At 56.0% G+C, this 17,874-nt stretch carries 19 protein-coding genes; 10 read left to right on the top strand and 9 right to left on the bottom strand.

All coding sequences use genetic code 11. From position 1 onward, the window contains the following. Positions 1 to 29: 29 nt before the first annotated feature. Positions 30 to 1,094, bottom strand: a complete 1,065-nt coding sequence (locus tag GTU76_RS01645; RefSeq protein WP_016984985.1) for an NAD(P)H-dependent flavin oxidoreductase — start codon at positions 1,092 to 1,094, stop codon at positions 30 to 32. A 108-nt stretch (positions 1,095 to 1,202) separates the two neighbouring features. Beyond that, on the bottom strand, positions 1,203 to 3,638 hold the full coding sequence (locus GTU76_RS01640) for an autotransporter (RefSeq protein ID WP_180697925.1): 2,436 nt from the start codon (positions 3,636 to 3,638) through the stop codon (positions 1,203 to 1,205). Positions 3,639 to 3,825: 187 nt separating this feature from the next. Between GTU76_RS01640 and acuI the strand changes: the two genes are divergently transcribed. Then, positions 3,826 to 4,809, top strand: a complete 984-nt coding sequence (gene acuI / locus GTU76_RS01635; protein ID WP_016984987.1) for an acrylyl-CoA reductase (NADPH) — start codon at positions 3,826 to 3,828, stop codon at positions 4,807 to 4,809. Between the two features lie 27 nt (positions 4,810 to 4,836). Here acuI and ada read toward each other — a convergent pair whose 3' ends face one another. From ada to GTU76_RS01610, 5 genes are all read right to left on the bottom strand, one after another. Beyond that, positions 4,837 to 5,904 (bottom strand): bifunctional DNA-binding transcriptional regulator/O6-methylguanine-DNA methyltransferase Ada, encoded by a 1,068-nt coding sequence (gene ada / locus GTU76_RS01630; protein ID WP_180697924.1) that lies wholly within the window; start codon positions 5,902 to 5,904, stop codon positions 4,837 to 4,839. Between the two features lie 87 nt (positions 5,905 to 5,991). Beyond that, positions 5,992 to 6,657, bottom strand: coding sequence for a DNA oxidative demethylase AlkB (gene alkB / locus GTU76_RS01625; protein WP_180697923.1), 666 nt, complete (start codon positions 6,655 to 6,657; stop codon positions 5,992 to 5,994). A 5-nt stretch (positions 6,658 to 6,662) separates the two neighbouring features. Further along, the gene (locus GTU76_RS01620; RefSeq protein WP_180697922.1) at positions 6,663 to 7,373 is read right to left on the bottom strand and encodes a 2OG-Fe(II) oxygenase; all 711 of its coding nucleotides are present in this window, start codon (positions 7,371 to 7,373) and stop codon (positions 6,663 to 6,665) included. Positions 7,374 to 7,465: 92 nt separating this feature from the next. Beyond that, entirely contained in the window at positions 7,466 to 7,642 is a 177-nt protein-coding gene (locus GTU76_RS01615) for a hypothetical protein (protein WP_016984991.1), read from the bottom strand. A 28-nt stretch (positions 7,643 to 7,670) separates the two neighbouring features. Beyond that, entirely contained in the window at positions 7,671 to 7,973 is a 303-nt protein-coding gene (locus GTU76_RS01610; protein WP_016984992.1) for a DUF1883 domain-containing protein, read from the bottom strand. Positions 7,974 to 8,183: 210 nt separating this feature from the next. On the opposite strand from GTU76_RS01610, the gene GTU76_RS01605 reads away from it, so the two are divergent. Then, the gene (locus GTU76_RS01605; RefSeq protein WP_016984993.1) at positions 8,184 to 8,540 is read left to right on the top strand and encodes a hypothetical protein; all 357 of its coding nucleotides are present in this window, start codon (positions 8,184 to 8,186) and stop codon (positions 8,538 to 8,540) included. Between the two features lie 71 nt (positions 8,541 to 8,611). Next, a complete protein-coding gene (locus GTU76_RS01600) occupies positions 8,612 to 8,842 on the top strand; it encodes a hypothetical protein (RefSeq protein ID WP_007912247.1) in 231 nt (76 codons plus the stop codon). A 3-nt stretch (positions 8,843 to 8,845) separates the two neighbouring features. On the opposite strand, the gene GTU76_RS01595 is transcribed toward GTU76_RS01600, so the two are convergent. Both GTU76_RS01595 and GTU76_RS01590 read right to left on the bottom strand, forming a co-directional pair. Then, positions 8,846 to 9,127, bottom strand: a complete 282-nt coding sequence (locus tag GTU76_RS01595; protein WP_026000600.1) for a hypothetical protein — start codon at positions 9,125 to 9,127, stop codon at positions 8,846 to 8,848. 142 nt (positions 9,128 to 9,269) lie between these two features. Beyond that, on the bottom strand, positions 9,270 to 9,455 hold the full coding sequence (locus GTU76_RS01590) for a hypothetical protein (protein ID WP_007912238.1): 186 nt from the start codon (positions 9,453 to 9,455) through the stop codon (positions 9,270 to 9,272). Positions 9,456 to 9,713: 258 nt separating this feature from the next. On the opposite strand from GTU76_RS01590, the gene galU reads away from it, so the two are divergent. From galU to GTU76_RS01555, 7 genes are all read left to right on the top strand, one after another. After that, positions 9,714 to 10,553 carry a UTP--glucose-1-phosphate uridylyltransferase GalU gene (galU, locus tag GTU76_RS01585; RefSeq protein WP_007912230.1) on the top strand — a complete coding sequence of 280 codons (840 nt, stop codon included), beginning with the start codon at positions 9,714 to 9,716 and terminating at the stop codon, positions 10,551 to 10,553. A 433-nt stretch (positions 10,554 to 10,986) separates the two neighbouring features. Beyond that, positions 10,987 to 12,420: an NAD(P)/FAD-dependent oxidoreductase gene (locus tag GTU76_RS01580; protein WP_180697921.1), complete on the top strand. Its 1,434-nt coding sequence runs from the start codon at positions 10,987 to 10,989 to the stop codon at positions 12,418 to 12,420. Then, positions 12,417 to 13,268, top strand: a complete 852-nt coding sequence (locus GTU76_RS01575) for a HemK/PrmC family methyltransferase (protein WP_064117932.1) — start codon at positions 12,417 to 12,419, stop codon at positions 13,266 to 13,268. The genes GTU76_RS01580 and GTU76_RS01575 overlap by 4 nt, the downstream gene beginning before the upstream one ends. Positions 13,269 to 13,289: 21 nt before the next feature. Then, positions 13,290 to 14,555 (top strand): aminotransferase class I/II-fold pyridoxal phosphate-dependent enzyme, encoded by a 1,266-nt coding sequence (locus GTU76_RS01570; protein ID WP_122607746.1) that lies wholly within the window; start codon positions 13,290 to 13,292, stop codon positions 14,553 to 14,555. Positions 14,556 to 14,603: 48 nt separating this feature from the next. Continuing rightward, positions 14,604 to 14,939, top strand: a complete 336-nt coding sequence (locus GTU76_RS01565; protein WP_137217861.1) for a chorismate mutase — start codon at positions 14,604 to 14,606, stop codon at positions 14,937 to 14,939. Beyond that, positions 14,936 to 17,005: an aminodeoxychorismate synthase component I gene (gene pabB, locus GTU76_RS01560; protein ID WP_180697920.1), complete on the top strand. Its 2,070-nt coding sequence runs from the start codon at positions 14,936 to 14,938 to the stop codon at positions 17,003 to 17,005. Before GTU76_RS01565 ends, pabB begins: the two co-directional genes overlap by 4 nt. After that, on the top strand, positions 17,005 to 17,874 hold the full coding sequence (locus tag GTU76_RS01555) for a prephenate dehydrogenase dimerization domain-containing protein (RefSeq protein ID WP_122607749.1): 870 nt from the start codon (positions 17,005 to 17,007) through the stop codon (positions 17,872 to 17,874). Before pabB ends, GTU76_RS01555 begins: the two co-directional genes overlap by 1 nt.

The following is a 17,874-nucleotide window of genomic DNA, read 5'->3' as shown; positions in this document are numbered from 1 at the left end:
GGACGCCTGAATCCTCACACTGCGCAGCTTCAATGACGAGTGAGTTTTGCCAGTGCACCTTCAGCTAATTGTCGGGTCAGTTCAGCGCTGCCCATGTCTGTGCCCAGGGTGAATGCCTGACCGGCCCAGAGGTTGGCAAATTCTGCCTCGTTGATTGCCCGCAATGGCATCAGCGCACCACCGGCCAAGGGAAATGCCGGCGCTTTCGGCGACATCGGTCCCAGCTCACGCATGACGCGGTTGAGAATGCCCCGCGCCGGCCGCCCGGTGAAAATATTGGTGACCGCCGTTTCGCTTTCCTTGGCGGTGCGCAGTGCTTTGTGGTGAGAAGCGCTGACTTTCGCTTCTGGCGTGAACAGGTAGGCAGTGCCAACCTGTGCCGCTGAGGCCCCCAACAGGAACGCCGCCGCGACGCCGCGTGCATCGGCAATAGCCCCGGCGGCAATCACCGGCACTGTCACCGCATCGACTATCTGAGGCACCAAGGCAAACGTGCCGACCTGACTGCTCAGGTCATCACTGAGAAACATGCCGCGATGGCCACCGGCCTCGTAACCCATGGCGATAATCGCGTCGCAGCCGTGCTGTTCCAGCCAGATCGCTTCATCGACAGTGGTGGCCGAGGAGAGGATTTTCGCTCCGGTTGCCTTGACTCGATCGAGCAGGGATTTCTCTGGCAGACCGAAATGAAAACTCACCACCTGCGGCCGAAATTCTTCCAGCACCTCACAGGCTGCCGCATCGAACGGCGCTCGGTTCGACACCGGCGTCGGTGCAGCGAAATCGGCACCCAGTTCGCGGTAATAAGGTTCCAGCAGATGCTTCCAGTCACGTGCACGTTGCTCATCGGCTGTCGGCGGCTGATGGCAGAAGAAGTTCACGTTGAAGGGCTTGTTGGTGTGTTGGCGAATGGTGTTCAGCTCTTCGCGCAATTGCTCGATGCTCAGCATCGCCGCCGGCATTGACCCCAGACCACCGGCATTGCACACGGCGATGACCATGGACGAATTCGTCGCACCGGCCATCGGGCCCTGGATGATTGGCAGTTCAATGCCGAGCAGATCAAGTATGCGGGTGTCTGGCCATTGGCTCATGAAAGCTGTTCTCCGAACGAGGTAGCGGGCAGGGACGGCAGAACCGGTTTTTAACAGCAAAAGCGGATCCGCAGCCAGTTCGAAATTCAGAACAACCCGTGCAGTTTTTCAGCGTCGATGGAGTCCGCCACCGCCGCCGCCAAACGAGCGATTCATCAATTGTGAGGAGTTGTGAAAATTGTTGGTGCGCTGGTTGCCGAAGTTGCGTGCGGCGGATTCACGGTTGAGATTCTGCAACTGGGCATTGTTATTGACCGGTGCAGTCCGGGTCGCGCCACCCTTGACCATTGGTTGCCAGCCGTTATCGGTTTTTTTGTACACGTTGCCATCGTGACCTGCGTAAACGTTGTCACCCACGCGTGCAGCGCCGCCATTGCGCCCGCGAACGCCACCATATTGTGTGGTGTTGCCAGTGCTGGGGTTGTACACGGCGCCACGATTGGCGGTGACCTGGGTGCCGTTGCGCGCATTGCCGGCGGTGACGCGTTCGCCGGCAATTGCGCCACCGTTCGGTCCGACTGCCACGCCGCTGCGTCCGGCCGCGTAATTACCGGTGTAGACGTTGTGCACGGCACCGCGTTGACCCGCAGCCGCCACGCCGGTGCGTGAGTTGTAGGAAGAACCGACCTGACCGGCCCAGCGATTGCCGGTCCAGGCGTTGTAGCCGGCGCCATAGCGGCTGACCGTGGCCCGGTCACCCCATTGGTGATAGATGTTGCCGGTAGTGCCCGCCCAGCCACCGGGACCCCAGGCCACCGCGCCACCGCGGTAACCGTAAGCGGCGCCGCCCCAGGCCAACGGCGCTGGGTACAAGTGCGGGCCCCAGGCGTATCCCCAGCCGTAATTGCCCCACCACGGATAGGCGCCCCAGCCCCAACCCATGGCGACAGTGCTGCCGCCCCAACTCCAGCCAAAACCGAAACCGAAGGTCCAGCCCGTCCACGGTGTATAGCGAATGGCGACGCCAAACCCATAAGTCACCGGCGGGCCATACCAGACGCTGCCTACCCAGGGTGTGTAGGGATAACCGGTGCCATACACCACGACGCCTGTGGCCGGATCCAGATTCGAACCCTGATAACCGGGCGTGTAGCCGACCACCACCGTATCGCCGCTGGACTCGTAGACTTTGACGTAGGTGAGGTAATGCATGGGCGAGCTCGGCGGGATCGAATAGATCACCGCCGGCACGGAACTGGCGACTACCCAAGGGCCGCTCACGCTGGTAGCGGTGAACCAGATACCGTTTTCCACCGCGTACCAGCTGTCGTTGTCGACACGGATGATGGGCGTTGCGCTGTTGACCACGTATTGCAACGTCGTGGTATTGATGGCTTTGAGTTGCGGCTCGCCATCGAACTGTGGCGCGGTCATTTTTACCGCGCTTTTCTTGATCGCTGAAGTCTGCGGAATGGTCGCGGCGATGGCCGCTTCTTTGGCTTGCGGCGTGCCGGCGACCGACGCCTTGACGTTTTCTTTCGGGCTGTCGTCGGGGATGTTGGCGAAGTCTGCCGGCAGTTTGTCTGCCGGGGTAAACGTCCACGGGCCATTCATATCGGTGGCGCGAAACCAGCGCCCGGAGATCAGCACATAGCTGTTCTGGTCACCGATCTCCTTGAAGATGTGCCCGGTGGTATTGGTGACATACAGCAAGCCTGTGCCTTGAATGGGCGACCACTGCGCTGCGCCATCGGTGACCAGCAATTCGGTGGGGGTTGTGGCGATGAAGATTTTCGGTTGTGGCGGCTTGGCCAGGCTGGGGACCTTGTCTTTCGGGTCGCTTTGCCCGGTCAACAGATCCACCTGCCGGCTCTGAATGGCAGCCTGCCTGGCTTTCTCCAGATCTGCTGGCGGTGTGGCCAGACGCGTATAGGCGCCATTGATCTGGTCGGCGACCATCCAGCCATCGAAGACGTGCAGATAATGTGTGCCCTGCGCGTCTTTCAATAACAGCGGACGAGTGTTGATCACCCGTTGCAGTGCAGTGCCGTCTACCGGTCGATAGGCCGCATCGCCATCGATATAGACGAGCAGGGCGGGTACGTCGGAACTGACGATGGTGGGCGGGGTGTTTTGCAGTGGCGCGCTGTCAGCTTTCTGCTCGGCTGACAGTACGCCAACCGCGGCTTCCAGTTGATCCAGCGAGATGGTTTTCTTGCGGTTTTCGGCGTCTTTCTGCAAAGCCGCGACCCACGTGGTGGCTTGACTGGCATCAGCCGGGAAATCGGCCTTGATGATTCTGTACTGATCCAGCGCGACCCAGCGTGTGGCCTTGTCGACCAGCGTATGTGCGCTGAATTGCACAATGCCGTAGGTGGATTTGCCATCGGCGCCGGTGGCTTCAACGGCCGCACGGGCATTGAGGGTGTAACCATCCCAACTGTCGAGTTGCGGCTGATACACCGTCAGTTTCGCTTTGCCGCTGCTGATGACTTGCGGCCAGGTCGGCTCGCTCGGGGCCTCAGCGGCAGGTGCCGCCCAGGCGCTGCCGAACGTCAGCAGGCACAGCACCAACATCACTAACAACGAGCGCGGGTAAGACATTGTCAGCTCCATCGACAGGCCGATTTCTAAAGGAATAACGGCAAAAGCACGACCGTCGAAAAAGCATAGTCGCCCGCCATGGAAATACCCGGCGGATTCGCCGATTGGCGCAAAGTCGAATGTGGCAGCGTGTTGCGATGTGGTATTTCAAGGCACGACATTCTGAAAACAGTCATGCGAGGCAGTCATGTTCAACGCCATTGTGATCGACAAAGACGACAGCGGTTATCGCGCCAACCTGCAACAGGTCAACGAAGAGCAATTGCCCGAAGGCGATGTCACCGTGGCCGTCGCGTACAGCACCCTGAACTTCAAGGACGGTCTGGCGATTACCGGCAGCAGCCCGGTGGTGCGCAAATTTCCGATGGTGCCGGGGATCGACCTGGCGGGCACCGTGGAAGCCAGTTCCCACCCCGACTATAAAGTGGGTGATCAGGTGGTGCTGAATGGCTGGGGCGTTGGCGAAAACCACTGGGGAGGTCTGGCGCAGAAGGCGCGGCTCAATGGCGACTGGCTGATTCCGTTGCCCAAAGCCTTTACAGCGGCGCAAGCCATGGCGATCGGCACGGCCGGTTATACGGCGATGCTGTGCATTCTCGCGCTTGAGCGTAATGGCGTGACGCCAGAGCAGGGTGAGGTCCTGGTGACGGGCGCCAATGGTGGTGTCGGCAGTTTTGCCATCGCGCTGCTGAGCAAGCTTGGCTATCGTGTCGTCGCGTCGACTGGCCGGGTTTCCGAGCATGAATATCTGCAGCAGTTGGGCGCCGGTGAAATCATCGACCGCGCCACGTTGTCAGCGCCCGGCAAGCCGCTGGCCAAAGAGCGTTGGGCAGCGGTGATCGATTCGGTGGGCAGTCATACACTGGCCAATGCTTGCGCGAGCACCCGCTCCGAAGGCACCGTCGCCGCCTGTGGTCTGGCCCAAGGTATGGATTTCCCGGCCTCGGTGGCGCCGTTCATTTTGCGCGGTGTGACGCTGGCCGGCATCAACAGCGTGACCCAGCCCAAGGCCCGTCGCCTGGAAGCTTGGGATCGTTTGGCGAGGGATCTGGATTTCTCGTTGCTGGCCTTGATCAGCCATGAAATCGGCCTGAGTGAAGCCATCGATGCGGCGCCGAAATTGCTCGCCGGGCAACTTCGCGGACGGGTTGTGGTGGACGTCAATCGCTGACAGCCGCCGACGGCGCGGGACAGCCTCTCAGGACGTCGTCTCACGCTCCAGCAACTGACGCTTGCGCTCGACACCCCAGCGATAGCCGGAAAGATTGCCATCGCTGCGCACCACGCGGTGGCAAGGGATCGCCACCGCCAGGCGGTTGGCTCCGCAAGCCAGGGCCACTGCACGCATGGACGTCGGTGCGCCGATGCGCTGGGCAATTTCGGCGTAGCTCGCCGTATGGCCCGCCGGGATCTCCCGCAGCGCCTGCCACACGCGTTCCTGAAACGCGGTGCCGCGAACGTCCAGCGGCAGGTCCAGGCCAAGCGCCGGGGCTTCGATAAACCCCACGACCTTGGCGATCAGTTGTTCGAATCCGGCATCGGCGCCGATCAGGTTGGCCTTACGAAACTGATCCTGCAGGTCGCACACCAGTTGATGCGGGTCGTCACCCAACAGAATCGCGCACACCCCACGCTCGCTTTGCGCCACCAGAATCGCGCCGAGCGAGCACTGGCCAACAGCGAAGCGGATATCGTTGTTCTTCCCGGCCGCACGATAGTCGCCGGGTTTCATGCCCAGCAAATGATCTGCTGCCTCATAGAAACGGCTGTTGGAATTGAAACCAGCGTCGTACAGCGCATCCGTCACCGAGCCGCCGTCCGCCAGGCGCTCACGGACTTTGCGCGAGCGATGGGCCGACGCGTAGCCCTTGGGCGTCAACCCCGTCGCGGCTTTGAATACGCGATGGAAATGAAACGGACTCAGGCCGGCGGTTTTTGCCAGTTCATTCAGTGCCGGCAAGGTCTCGGCGGATTCGATAAGACGGCAGGCAATGGCGACGGTCGCGGCATGCTGTGCGGCCACATCACTCTGATCTTTGCTGGCACGCTTGCTTGGGCGATAGCCTGCGGCTTCGGCTTGTTCAGCGGTATCGAAAAACTCCACGTTTTGCGGTTTCGGCAAGCGGGAGAGGCTGCTCGGGCGGCAGTAGATGCCAGTGGTTTTCACCGCGTAGACAAACTGCCCATCCGCCTGTGGATCGCGCGCAAGCACGGTGGCCCAGCGTGGATCATTTTCGGTGTTGAGCGGGGTCGAAAGCGTTTTCATGATGAGTAATCCGTTGACCTGTTTGATTCAGGTTAACCAGCCTCGCCTGGCACAACACTCCGGGCCTTGCGGTCAAACTTTTGGGGCTCAGCGAGCGACCCGAAACGTCAGGTTGATCCGTTGTTCACCCAAGCGTGGATGCTGACCTTGCTTGATCGGCAATACGCCGTGGTAGCGCAATCGGTCAACGCCGCCCCAGACCACTATGTCACCGTGCAGCAGCGGGATTCGCCGGGTCTTGTCGCTGCGGGCAAAACCACCGAACAGAAACATGGCCGGCAATCCGAGTGACAGGGAAACGATCGGCGCGGCGTAGTCCTTTTCGTCTTTATCCTGATGCAATGACATTTTTGCGCCAGGGACATAGCGATTGATCAGGCAGGAATCTGCAATGAAGTCAGAAAAACCAGCTAGCTCGGCTGCCGAATGCGCCAGAGCAGCGAACGATTTGGGCATCTGCGGCCAAGGCAGCCCGTTGAGCGGGTCGACAGCCGAATAACGATAGCCGCTGCGATCAGTGATCCAGCCCCAGTCACCGCAACTGCTGGTGCCGACTGACATATTGAAACCGCCCGGTGTCACCATGTGACGCAAGGGCGCCGCGGCGAGAACGACGTCCAGTGCCGGCAGCAACTGATCGACAGTCGGCAGGGCGAAGCCGCGCAATAACCAGGATTGCTCGCCAATCTGTTCGACTCGGGCTTGTTGTTCGGGTTCGTGGTCAGCGAACAGGTCGAATGTTGTTGAAGACATGGTCATCAGGTTGCGTCGTGAAAGATGATACCTAGGGTATGCCTTTTTCCACTGTGCAGGCGACTGACGCCATGACGCATGGTCACCCGATAGTCGCCGTGCCCGCCTTTGACCGGGCGTTGATTCACGGCAAAAATCAGTGCGTCGCCTTGTTTCAGGTCTTGCACCAATGGGCGCGATTGCATGCGCGGGCGTTGTTCGGTGAGGACGAATTCGCCGCCGGTAAAATCCTTGCCCGGTTCTGACAGAAGAATCGCCACTTGCAGGGGAAATACCAATTCGCCGTACAGGTCCTGGTGCAGACAGTTGTAGTCCTGCGGGCCGTACTGCAATAGAAGCGGAGTAGGGCGCGTCTGGCCGGCGGCATGGCAGTGCTGAAGGAACTCGCTGTGGATCTCGGGAAAGCGCGTTGCCAGGTTCATGCGCTCGAACCAGCGGTTTGCCTGCGGCACCAGATGAGGGTAAAGCGCAGTGCGCAGGCGTTCTACGGTTGAGGGAAGTGGATAGCGGAAATACTTGTACTCGCCACGACCGAAACCGTGACGCGCCATGATGACCTGCGAGCGAAACGGTTCGGCTTGCGTATAGAGCGCACTTAAACGCTCGCAGCTTTCTGACGACAGCAGTGAGCGGATAATCGCGCAACCATCGTGATCCATTTGCTGCTCCAGATTTGCCCAGTCGAGCAGCTCCAGCCGGAAGGGTGACATTGACATGCTGATGCCTTGACTGATGGTCGAGGCGGTCAGTTTAAGCAGGGCCTGCGGCAGAACACTCCGCCGCTTGCGCTCGAATTCGAGGTCGCGCCTTACAGTGCTTTGCTGACGCTGATTTCGCTGATCACGTCGTCGCTCTGACCGTGAATCGCGTCCAGGGCAGCTTTGGCCTCTTCTTCAGTGCCGTTTTCGAGTTGCGCGAACTCAAAGCGGCGTTCACCGTTGAGTTTGTACTTGATGACGTATTTGGTCGTTTGGGCCACGGTCATGCATTCCTTTCTGATTGAGCGACGTGTCTCAGCTGAGTTTGGTGCTGGAACGACGGATGATCTTGATCGAATGGGTCAGCGTCGGCTTGCGCGTGACGCTGATTGGCCGACGGTTGACGGTGTCGATGGTGATGTTCCAGAAACCCGTGCTCGGCGCGGTGATACGGGCCGGAAACGTGTCGAAGGCGCCGCCGTGATAGGTGTGACGGCCGCCATTCTTGAAGCTGCGGAAGTTGGCGTCGTTCATCAGACGGATGTTGCACATTTGCGAGCATTGGATGACGACGATGTCGTCTTCGTTGAGGTGCTCGCGCTGGTGAATGAATTTCATGGGCGCCTCCAGAAGGGCTTTTTCTACAAAATCAAAACGATAGCTTGTAATTGCGCGCAGTTTATCAGTCTGCACGGGTTATTATCTGGCCGTCGGGCGTTGGTTTGACAATTTTGAACAGATATTCGCGATCGGATGCGAGTTAAATGCAGAAGGACCCGGAGAAAAACGGCATTTGTGCTGTCGGACGGTCTTTAAAGGAGGAATTGTATGAAGTGGGGTGTGGTGTGTCTGCCGTTGGTTCTGGCTGTGGGTGGTTGTGCGAGTGTTTCTGAAATCAATGAAACGCTGCCGACCATGAGCGTGATCTCCGGCAAGAAACCCCATGAATATGCCCAGTGTCTGGCCGAGAAACTGGCTGACAGCCGCGGCGCGCTGCAAATGCAGCCACACAAGGACGGGGTTCAGGTAATCGTTCCGGGGAAACTTTCTACCGGCGCGGCAGCCGTGTTTGATATCGAAGATCGCTCCGGTGGCAGCAGCATCAAGTTGCATGAGCGCATGTCGAATGTGCCGGTTCGCCCGCGTGACGTGCAAAAGGCCGCCAATGCGTGTATTTCCGGCTGATAGACTGACAGTCATCAGCACCGATGCCGTCGCAGTCATGCTGTGACGGCATTTTCATTTCTGGAGTCGCGATGAAGCGAGAGCAAGTACGGGAGCGCCACGTAGAGGGCCTGATCTCTGCCACCCATGTCATCCAGAACCCGGCGAATCCGGGAGAATGGATTGTGTTTTTCAAGAAAAGCGCCGGCCGCAGTTACTTCCTGGTCGACGAAAACGACGAAGTCGAGTCTTTCAATCGACTCGACGATCTGATCGAGGTGGTGCGCGGACTCGGAATCAAGTTCGCCGAAATTCATATGTAAGGTCTATTTGCAGACCACGACGACACTGCGGTTCTTGTAGTTGCCGACATCGACACCCAGGGTTTTGTCGCTCTCTTTGGGCTGGGGCGTGCCGTCAGTGCCAACGATGCGATAACCAGTGCCCGCGCAGGACGCATCGGCTTTTTCATAGCAGGTCGCCCAGGAGTTGGCTTCGCCGGAGCAGTCGATCGCAAGCCCCTGTTCACCGTTGTTCAGGTAGGTGGGTTGTGAGGTGGCACAGCCGGCCAGTGCCACTACCGCGATCAGTGGCAGGAATTTTTTCAGGGTCATGTTCATGGTCTTCAGCGAGGGGGACTAGACGCTCTGACAGCGCCGGTGTGAAAAGGTTATAGCGTTTGGCCACTTGTTTGTCAGCGGGCACAAAAAAGCCCTGCACAAGGGCAGGGCTGGGGCATGTCGGGGCTGATCAGTCCTGATCTTTGCCACGGCGCTTGGCCGATGCCGGAGTGTCCGTGAATACGGAAGCAACATCGGTCGCCATTTGCTCGCTGTCGAAAGGCCCGGCGATGTGCTCGCCGTTGGTAGTGGTCAGGGTCCACTTGCCGTCTTTCTTGTCGATCACATACCCATTGATGATTTTTACCGCGGCCATCTATCTGTCTCGTTCGCTGGTTCAAAGGCGCCATGATACCGGCAAATGCTCGCATTGGGGGGCGATGAGCGTATGGTGATTCAGTTTGCCGGCAGCTTTGAGCTACGCTGATCTGGCTGCGCCCGGATGTCGATGGAACTATCGGCGAGAATATTTCTCTATGTTGGCATCGGTTAGCCAGTGCGGGGCATTGTAAGGTGCACGCCGCCTGATTAGACTGCGCCGAAACTCGTACACACAGCCCTTTCAAGGACTTATATGATCAAGAAATGCTTGTTCCCAGCAGCCGGTTACGGTACTCGCTTCCTGCCAGCGACTAAAGCCATGCCTAAAGAAATGCTGCCGGTGGTAAACAAGCCACTGATCCAGTACGGCGTTGAAGAAGCTCTGGACGCTGGCCTGACGGAAATCTCCATCGTGACCGGTCGTGGCAAGCGTGCTCTGGAAGACCACTTCGACATCAGCTACGAGCTGGAAAACCAGATCAAAGGCACCGACAAGGAAAAATACCTGGTCGGCATCCGCAAACTGCTCGACGAGTGCTCGTTCTCCTACACCCGTCAGACCGAAATGAAAGGCCTGGGCCACGCGATCCTGACCGGTCGCCCGCTGATCGGTGACGAACCGTTCGCCGTGGTCCTGGCGGACGACCTGTGCGTCAACCTCGAAGGCGACGGCGTCCTGACCCAGATGGTCAAGCTGTACAAGCAGTTCCGCTGCTCGATCATCGCCATCCAGGAAGTCGACCCGCAGGAAACCAGCAAGTACGGCGTGATCGCTGGCGAGATGATCCGCGACGACATCTACCGCGTTCACAGCATGGTCGAGAAGCCAAAGCCGGAAGACGCGCCGTCGAACCTGGCGATCATCGGTCGTTACATCCTGACCCCGGACATCTTCGACCTGATCGAACAAACCGAGCCAGGCAAGGGCGGCGAAATCCAGATCACCGACGCCCTGATGAAACAAGCCCAGAACGGCTGCGTCATGGCCTACAAGTTCAAAGGCAAGCGTTTCGACTGCGGTGGCGCTGAAGGCTACATCGAAGCGACCAACTTCTGCTTCGAGAACTTCTACAAGACTGGCAAGGCTTATTAAGAGCGCTTGATTGGTTTGTAGGTATGTCACACGGCTCGGCTCGTGTGACGCAAAAAAACAAACGCCCCGACTTGTTCGGGGCGTTTGCGTTTCCGCGAGAAGGAAAATTAATCTCCAGTCTTTTCCATATCTAAGTTCAGCCATCGTTGGCTGTTTTGCCGAAAAATCGATATTTTGTAACTTAACATTTAAGTTTGGTATGCGGCCGAAAAATATTAATTTAAGTTTCGATGATTAACTGATTGGTTAGCCTTCGTGTTTGTTAGGCTTTGCTGGCTTTTTGTTGATTGAATGTGTGAAAGTATTTCAAAGATACAATATGAAACAAATGCTCTATTGAACTGGTATGTAACGAAACTATAGAAATGTTTTGTTTTTAAAAAGGTGGAAATTCAATTCTCTTAAACCGTAAGTAATATTTTGAGGTCAAAACATGGAGTTCGACGTCATTGTTGTAGGGGCGGGTGCTGTGGGTGGTTCAATCGCGTATGAGTTGTCATCGCGAGGTTTAAAAGTCTGTCGGGTCGGCGAAACCGATCGTGCGAATGCAGCCTCGAGGGCTGCCGGGGCAATGAACGGTTGTTTTGGTGAGGTTACCAGTGGGTTGCTGGCGAGCGATTTTGGCCGCCTGAAGCTGGATATGGATCGTCAAGCCCAGCAACTATGGCCAAGCTGGGCGGAACGTTTGGCCGTTTCTTCTGGTAATCCGACATCCCTGTTCACTGCAATGGGGACTCACGTTTTGCTCAATACGGCGGGCATGGACGAAGTCGATAGCGTCAACTACGACACTATCGAGAGCACGCTGACTGAGTATGGCGAACCCTTCGAAGTCATCGATCCACGTAAAATGGAGTGGCTCAAGCCGAATCATCTCGTTCGTCCTCTACGAGGGCTGTACATTCCGAACGAACATTCAGTGAACTCCCACCTGTTACTGGAAAAACTGGATGCTGCATTTGTCGCTGAAGGGGGCACTCTGAAGAATGAGAGTGCCGAGCGAGTGCTGGCAGAGGGCGATGTAGTCACTGGTGTGGAGTTGGGCAGTGGAGAGGTACTTTGGGCACGAAAAGTCATCGTCGCTGCGGGCGTTCACTCTCTGGATTTGCTGAGTCACTTTGACGAGGTGGTTAAGAGGATTCCACCATTGTTCAGTGGGTATGGCGTGTCCATACTGGTGAAAATGCCGGAGGGGGGCGAACTGCCTAACTCCGTCATTCGTACCCCGAACCGTGCATTTGCCTGCGGCCTGCACTGCGTCCCCCGTGGTGATGGAATTCTATACCTTGGGGCGACCAATATTATTTCCGAGCAGCCTAAGAAACACGCGCTGATTTCGGATGTGCAGTTCTTGCTTGATTGTGCTGTCGATCAGTTGAGTTTGGATCTCCATGGAGCAGAAGTCATTTCCATTCAGGTCGGCAACAGGCCCATTCCGGCAGACGGATTCCCATTGATAGGTGAGTGCGGTATAGAGGGGCTTTGGCTCGCAACAGGCACTTATCGGGACGGGTTGCATCAGTCGCCGTTATTGGCAGGCTATATAGCTGACTGTTTGACTGGCATGAAAAGTAATAGTCTTGATCTCAGTCCGTTTACGCCAGTGCGCGCTCCACTGACCGGATTTGCCCGCGAAAACACTGTTAAAGAAACGGTGCAACAGATGTTTGCAACGGGCTATGAGTATCGCTGGGATATAAAACCTTATTGGTTTCCACTTCTGGATGAGGGGTTGTCGCGCAACTATCAAAAGTTGATAGATGATTTGCACCCGTCGTTTACTCCGCCACCGGAGTTAGTAGCGTTTTCTTATCTGTACGAGTCAATCCTGAATAAACTCTCCCAATATTACCGGGAGTGGTCATGAGTCTTACTGAACGTGAGTTCCTCGCTATTGACCAGGCGCGAGAACTGCTGAAAAAGTCCGGCGTCTGGAGTCTGGAAGAAGACCTGAGTTGTCTTGTGGATCGCTTTATCGAGCGCGCGGATAAGAGTTTGGCACTGGAGGAGTTCATGTTGGCGGTCCAAGAGCGCTGCAACCGGATTCCGCTCGGGCATATTGTCGGCACGGTGGACTTTGACGATTTGTCGCTTGTCGTCGGGAGTGGGGTGTTCATCCCGCGACCTCATAGCAGAGTCATTCACAAATGGATTGAGCGCAGTGCGGCGCTGGAGTCGGGCTCAAAGGTTCTGGATCTGTGTGCGGGCAGCGGCGCCATCGGTCTGGCGATTGCCCGGCGCAGACCTGATCTCGACGTCACTTGCGTAGAGTTTGATCCGATAGCCATCCAGTATCTCAAACGCAATATTGATCGCTTGTCGTTCAAGGGCGTACACGCAGACCACCTGCAGGCAGATATTCTCGACGAAAAGGCGTTTGCGCAATTTGATCAGCAGATCGACCTTATTGTCGCCAATCCTCCCTACGTTCCGCAGGCCCAGGAGTTGCTGCCCGAATGGGGTGAGCACCATCCTCCTGCGTCTGTTTATTCCGGGGCCGATGGTCTTGAGTTGATTCGGCAGATTATTGCTCTCGCCGACCGATTGCTCGTTCGCGATGGCTGGCTTGTGATGGAGCACGGCGAGGATCAGGCCGAAGCGTTGCGAGAACTGTTCAGGCTCGCTCATCTGGCAGAGATACAAACAGTGATTGACAAGGACCAGTCTGATGCGTCGGGCAGCTCGGTAATGACTATCGGCCGCAAGCCTCAGTAAATTTGGAAAGGAGCTTTAGCAATGGATGTGCAAGTCAAGCAAGACTGGATGAGCATTCGCCGTGGCAACACCACCGGTGCACTGACAACTGCCTATGAGGAAGGGTTGACGGGTTTTACCGTCACGAGTCGTATCGGCAAGCAGATCACCCTTCAGGAAGGAGGTGTGTACACCGAATTTGTGTCGTGCTCGTATTTGGGGCTCGAAACCCATCCTGCACTGATTGAGGCTGCACAACGGGCACTCAACAAATGCGGGCTGCACCTGTCCTCTTCTCGGAGTGCGATGCGTCCGCATTATCTACCTCACCTGGAGGATCTGCTTGGTCAGGTTTACAGAGGTAGCGCGGTTGCAGTGTTCACCTCTACCAGCAGTGTGCATCTAGGTGTTCTGCCTCTGTTGGGCAGTGGGTCATTGGCGGGCTATCCCGTCAGAAAGAGAGTGCATTGGCTAATGGACAAAACTGCCCATGCTTCGATGCAAGTTCTGAGGGGGATTCTTGAGCAATTCGGTTCTGTTTCCAGAGTTGAATCTACTGATCTGGAGTCGCTGACCGACACGCTGAAAGAGTGCTCGAACAGGGGCGAAACCCCAGTGCTCTTGATTGATGGCATTGGATCAATGAGTGGTTTGGTACCCATAGCCGAACTTTCCCGGCGATTAGAGTCTGCGCAGGGATATCTATATGTAGACGATGCGCACGGTATTTCGATTGTCGGCCGACATGGTGCGGGTTATGCGTTTTCTGCGGTAGATCATTCGTTGCCTGCAAATATTATTCTGGCCGGGTCACTTTCCAAGGCTTTCGGCGGTGCAGGTGGTTTTGTCGTGGTCTCGGAATCGCAGGATGTCGAGATCATCCGAACTTCAGCAAACCCATTGATATTTGGTCACTCCATTATGGTGCCGATGCTCGCGGCGAATGTTGCCTCGGCGCAAATTCATCTCACTGATGAAATTGATGTGCTGCAACGGCGCCTCTGGAAAAACGTCAGCCTTTTAGATTCTGTCACCGATCACCAGTTGCTCAATGCTGGTATTCAATCGCCAGTCAGGGGGGCCTTTTTTGAAACCGAAGAGGCCGGATTACAGGCTGCACGGGCCCTGCGCGATCAGGGCATGCTGCTGTTCCCTGTCTTTTATCCGATCATCGCCAAAGGTAAGGCAATGCTGCGATTTGCAGTGTCGGCTGATCACAGTGAGCAAGAGATCAGATCGCTCGGGGTTGCTTTGCAAGTGTTGTCGCGAAACGGGACGTGGGCACCGAATCTCAGCGAACCAGCCTGAATATGACCGTCGTATACCTTGTAGAAATTGGCTAATGGAGGTGCATGTATGCAACAACATGGACAGTTAACACAGACAGGAACGTCAAACATTTTGCAACCATTGCGAGAAAGGCTCGATTCGATAAATTTGCAGGTGGTTGATCTGCTTTCGGAGCGCATGAAGTTGTGCATGGATATTGCCGAGCTTAAAGCCGCACATGGCATAGCGATGATGCAGCCCGGGCGAATTTCCTATGTGCTCGATATGATCAAGGAGCGATCATTGGCTTCGGGGCTCAGGCCGGAATACACCGAATCGGTATTCAATCTGATCATTGCTGAGACGTGTGTGCGGGAAGACGTGCTGATCAATCAGCGTCTGAGTCAGAGCGTGTCCTCATGAAAATACTGATGATTGATAACTTCGACTCCTTTACCCATAACATCGCCCAATATCTTTTCGAGGTAACGGGGGTATCTGCAGACATCGTAAAGAACTCTGTTTCCTACAGCGAGCTGGGCATCGAACGATATGACGCTGTGGTGTTGTCGCCGGGCCCCGGACATCCTGCCGAAGAGGAGGATTTCGGTGTCTGCGGTAGTGTCATTTTGCATTCTCCTGTACCGATACTTGGTATATGCCTGGGGCATCAGGGTATTGCACAATTCCTTGGCGGTTCTGTCGGGCATGCCCCAAGTCCTGTGCATGGCTATCGCAGCCCCATTACGCATACAGGTAAAGGGCTTTTTCGGGACTTGCCCGAGCAGTTTGATGTGGTCAGGTACCACTCGTTGATGTGCACAAGTTTGCCATTAGAGCTTCAATGCACAGCTTGGACGCCCGAAGGCGTGGTAATGGCAATCGAGCACATCACTCGGCCTATATGGGGCGTGCAATTCCACCCGGAGTCCATTGATTCGGAGTATGGGCATGCGTTACTGAGCAACTTCATACGCATGGCGCTTGAACACAATGTCAGTGTGAGAAGTCGGCTGGAGTCCGATACGGAATGCGCTTCGCCAAAAAGCGCCTATGTCGCGGTGGGGGGCGAGCTGAATATGCAGCTCGCGTACCGCGAGCTGCCCGAAAACATGGATCCCCAGGCGGTATTTTCGTCCCTTTATGCAAATGACCGTTTCGCGTTCTGGCTGGACAGCGAAAAGTCGGAGAGACCGAATGCTCGTTACTCGATCATGGGCAGTGGGGAGGGGCAGGGCGCGATAAGGCTTGATTATAATGTCACTGATGAATACCTGACACTCGATGGGCCAAAAGGCAAAAAAAGTATCAGAGGCGACTTTTTCACCTTGGTTGCACAGATTTTTGAAGCCGTTCAGATCGCCACTCCACAGTACTTACCATTTGGTTTCAAGGGAGGTTTTGTCGGTTACCTGGGATATGAGTTGAAAGCACTGACCGGAGGAGGAAAGACCTATCGGTCGAGTCATCCGGATGCGGCATTCATGTTTGCGCCGCACTTTCTGGTCTTCGATCATCAGGACGGTAAAGCTTATCAGTGCATGATCACTGCCACGGGAGAGGCGGGCGTTTGGCCGGCGCTGCCTCGCATCGCCGAGCTTGTAGAAACGCCCGCCCTTTTTGGTGAAAAGTTCGTTCCTGGGGCTGTAGATCAACTGAAGCTTTCACTTGATGATGGACCGGATGATTACATTGCCAAGATCACTCAGTCGCTGCAGTACATTACCGATGGCGAGTCTTACGAGATTTGTCTGACTAATCGCGCAAAAATGGCATACGACGGTGTTCCATTGAGTGCTTACAAGCGAATGCGTCATGCCAGCCCCGTACCTTATGGGGCATATCTTTCATTTGCGCAGTTCTCGGTGCTCAGTGCATCGCCGGAGACTTTTCTCAGAATTGATGACAGCGGGATGATCGAGTCCCGGCCAATCAAAGGAACGAGGCCGCGCAGCAAGCTGCCTTTTGAAGACCAGAGGCTGCGTGATGAGCTTCAGGTTTCATCTAAGGACAGAGCAGAGAACCTGATGATTGTCGATCTGGTCCGCCATGACTTGAATCAGGTGTGTCGTCCAGGAAGCGTACATGTGCCCGAGATTTTCTCGGTCGAAAGCTTCTCGTCGGTACATCAACTGGTTTCCACAGTTCGCGGTCACCTTAGATCTGAAGTGGCAACGCTTGAGGCGATTCGCGCCTGTTTTCCGGGTGGCTCTATGACCGGAGCACCTAAGAAGCGCACGATGGAAATCATTGACGTGTTGGAATCCTCGGCACGAGGTATCTATTCTGGCGCTTTGGGATGGTTATCTTTCAGTGGTGCTGCAGAGCTCAGCATTGTCATACGCACAGCGGTTGTCCAGGACGGCGAGGCGACCTTCGGTATTGGCGGTGCGATCGTTGCACACTCTGATCCGCAACAGGAACTTGAAGAGACATTGGTCAAGGCTAGCGTGCCTTACTACAGTTTTATCGCAGGGAGCGAAGCGTGATGAACGACACGGTAGTCGTGCTGGGTGGTGCGGGGCTGGTGGGGGCCCTCTTCACCCGCATACTTATGCAATACGGATGCAATGTCCGCGTGGTGGATCGTAGGCCTCCAGAACAGCCCAGTGTTTTTCATGAGGTCGATGTCACCAACCCGTTCAGTAATACCGAACACATTTTTGAAGGGGCGACGGCGGTTGTTTTTGCTTTGCCGGAAAGTGTGGCGATTCGGTCAATACCTTGGGTGCTTGGGGCTGTTTCGAGCAATGTTTTATTTGTTCCGACTTGTTCTGTTCAGGATCCGTTTTACCGAGCTCTGAAGAATGAGTCTCCTCAACAGCCCTTTGTCGGGATTAACCCGATGTTTTCACCCAAGCTTTCCGTTCAGGGGCGCACCGTTGCTGTTTGCTTGGATACGGAGGATTCGCCTTCAACCTTTATCGAGCAGTACCTGCTCGGCGCAGGAATGAAGATCAAGCGAATGACGCCTGTTGCGCACGACGAACTGATGGCGCTTTGTCAGGCGTTGCCTCACGCCGCCATTCTTGGGTTTGGCCTTGCGTTGTCCAAGTGCTCACTGGACCTTGAGAGCGCGCTGGAAGTGATGCCGCCACCTATGCGTACCATGATGGCGTTGTTGTCTCGCGTATTGGTGAATCCACCCGAAGTTTATTGGGATATTCAGCTGGAAAATGACCACGCCATCAAACAGCGTGAGGCGTTGGCAGAGGGAATGAAGCGCTTGATGGAGAGTGTTCGTAGCCAAGATTACGATGGATTTAGCAATGATCTGCAAGGTGTTTCAAATGCTTTGGGTCGTCGTTTGAATTCGGGGGCAGTCGATTGTCAGCACGTGTTTTCACTGCTGAACTGA

The sequence above is a fragment of the Pseudomonas crudilactis genome (genome assembly GCF_013433315.1).
Taxonomy (GTDB): domain Bacteria; phylum Pseudomonadota; class Gammaproteobacteria; order Pseudomonadales; family Pseudomonadaceae; genus Aquipseudomonas; species Aquipseudomonas crudilactis.
This window is presented reverse-complemented; position numbering and strand designations above follow the sequence as displayed.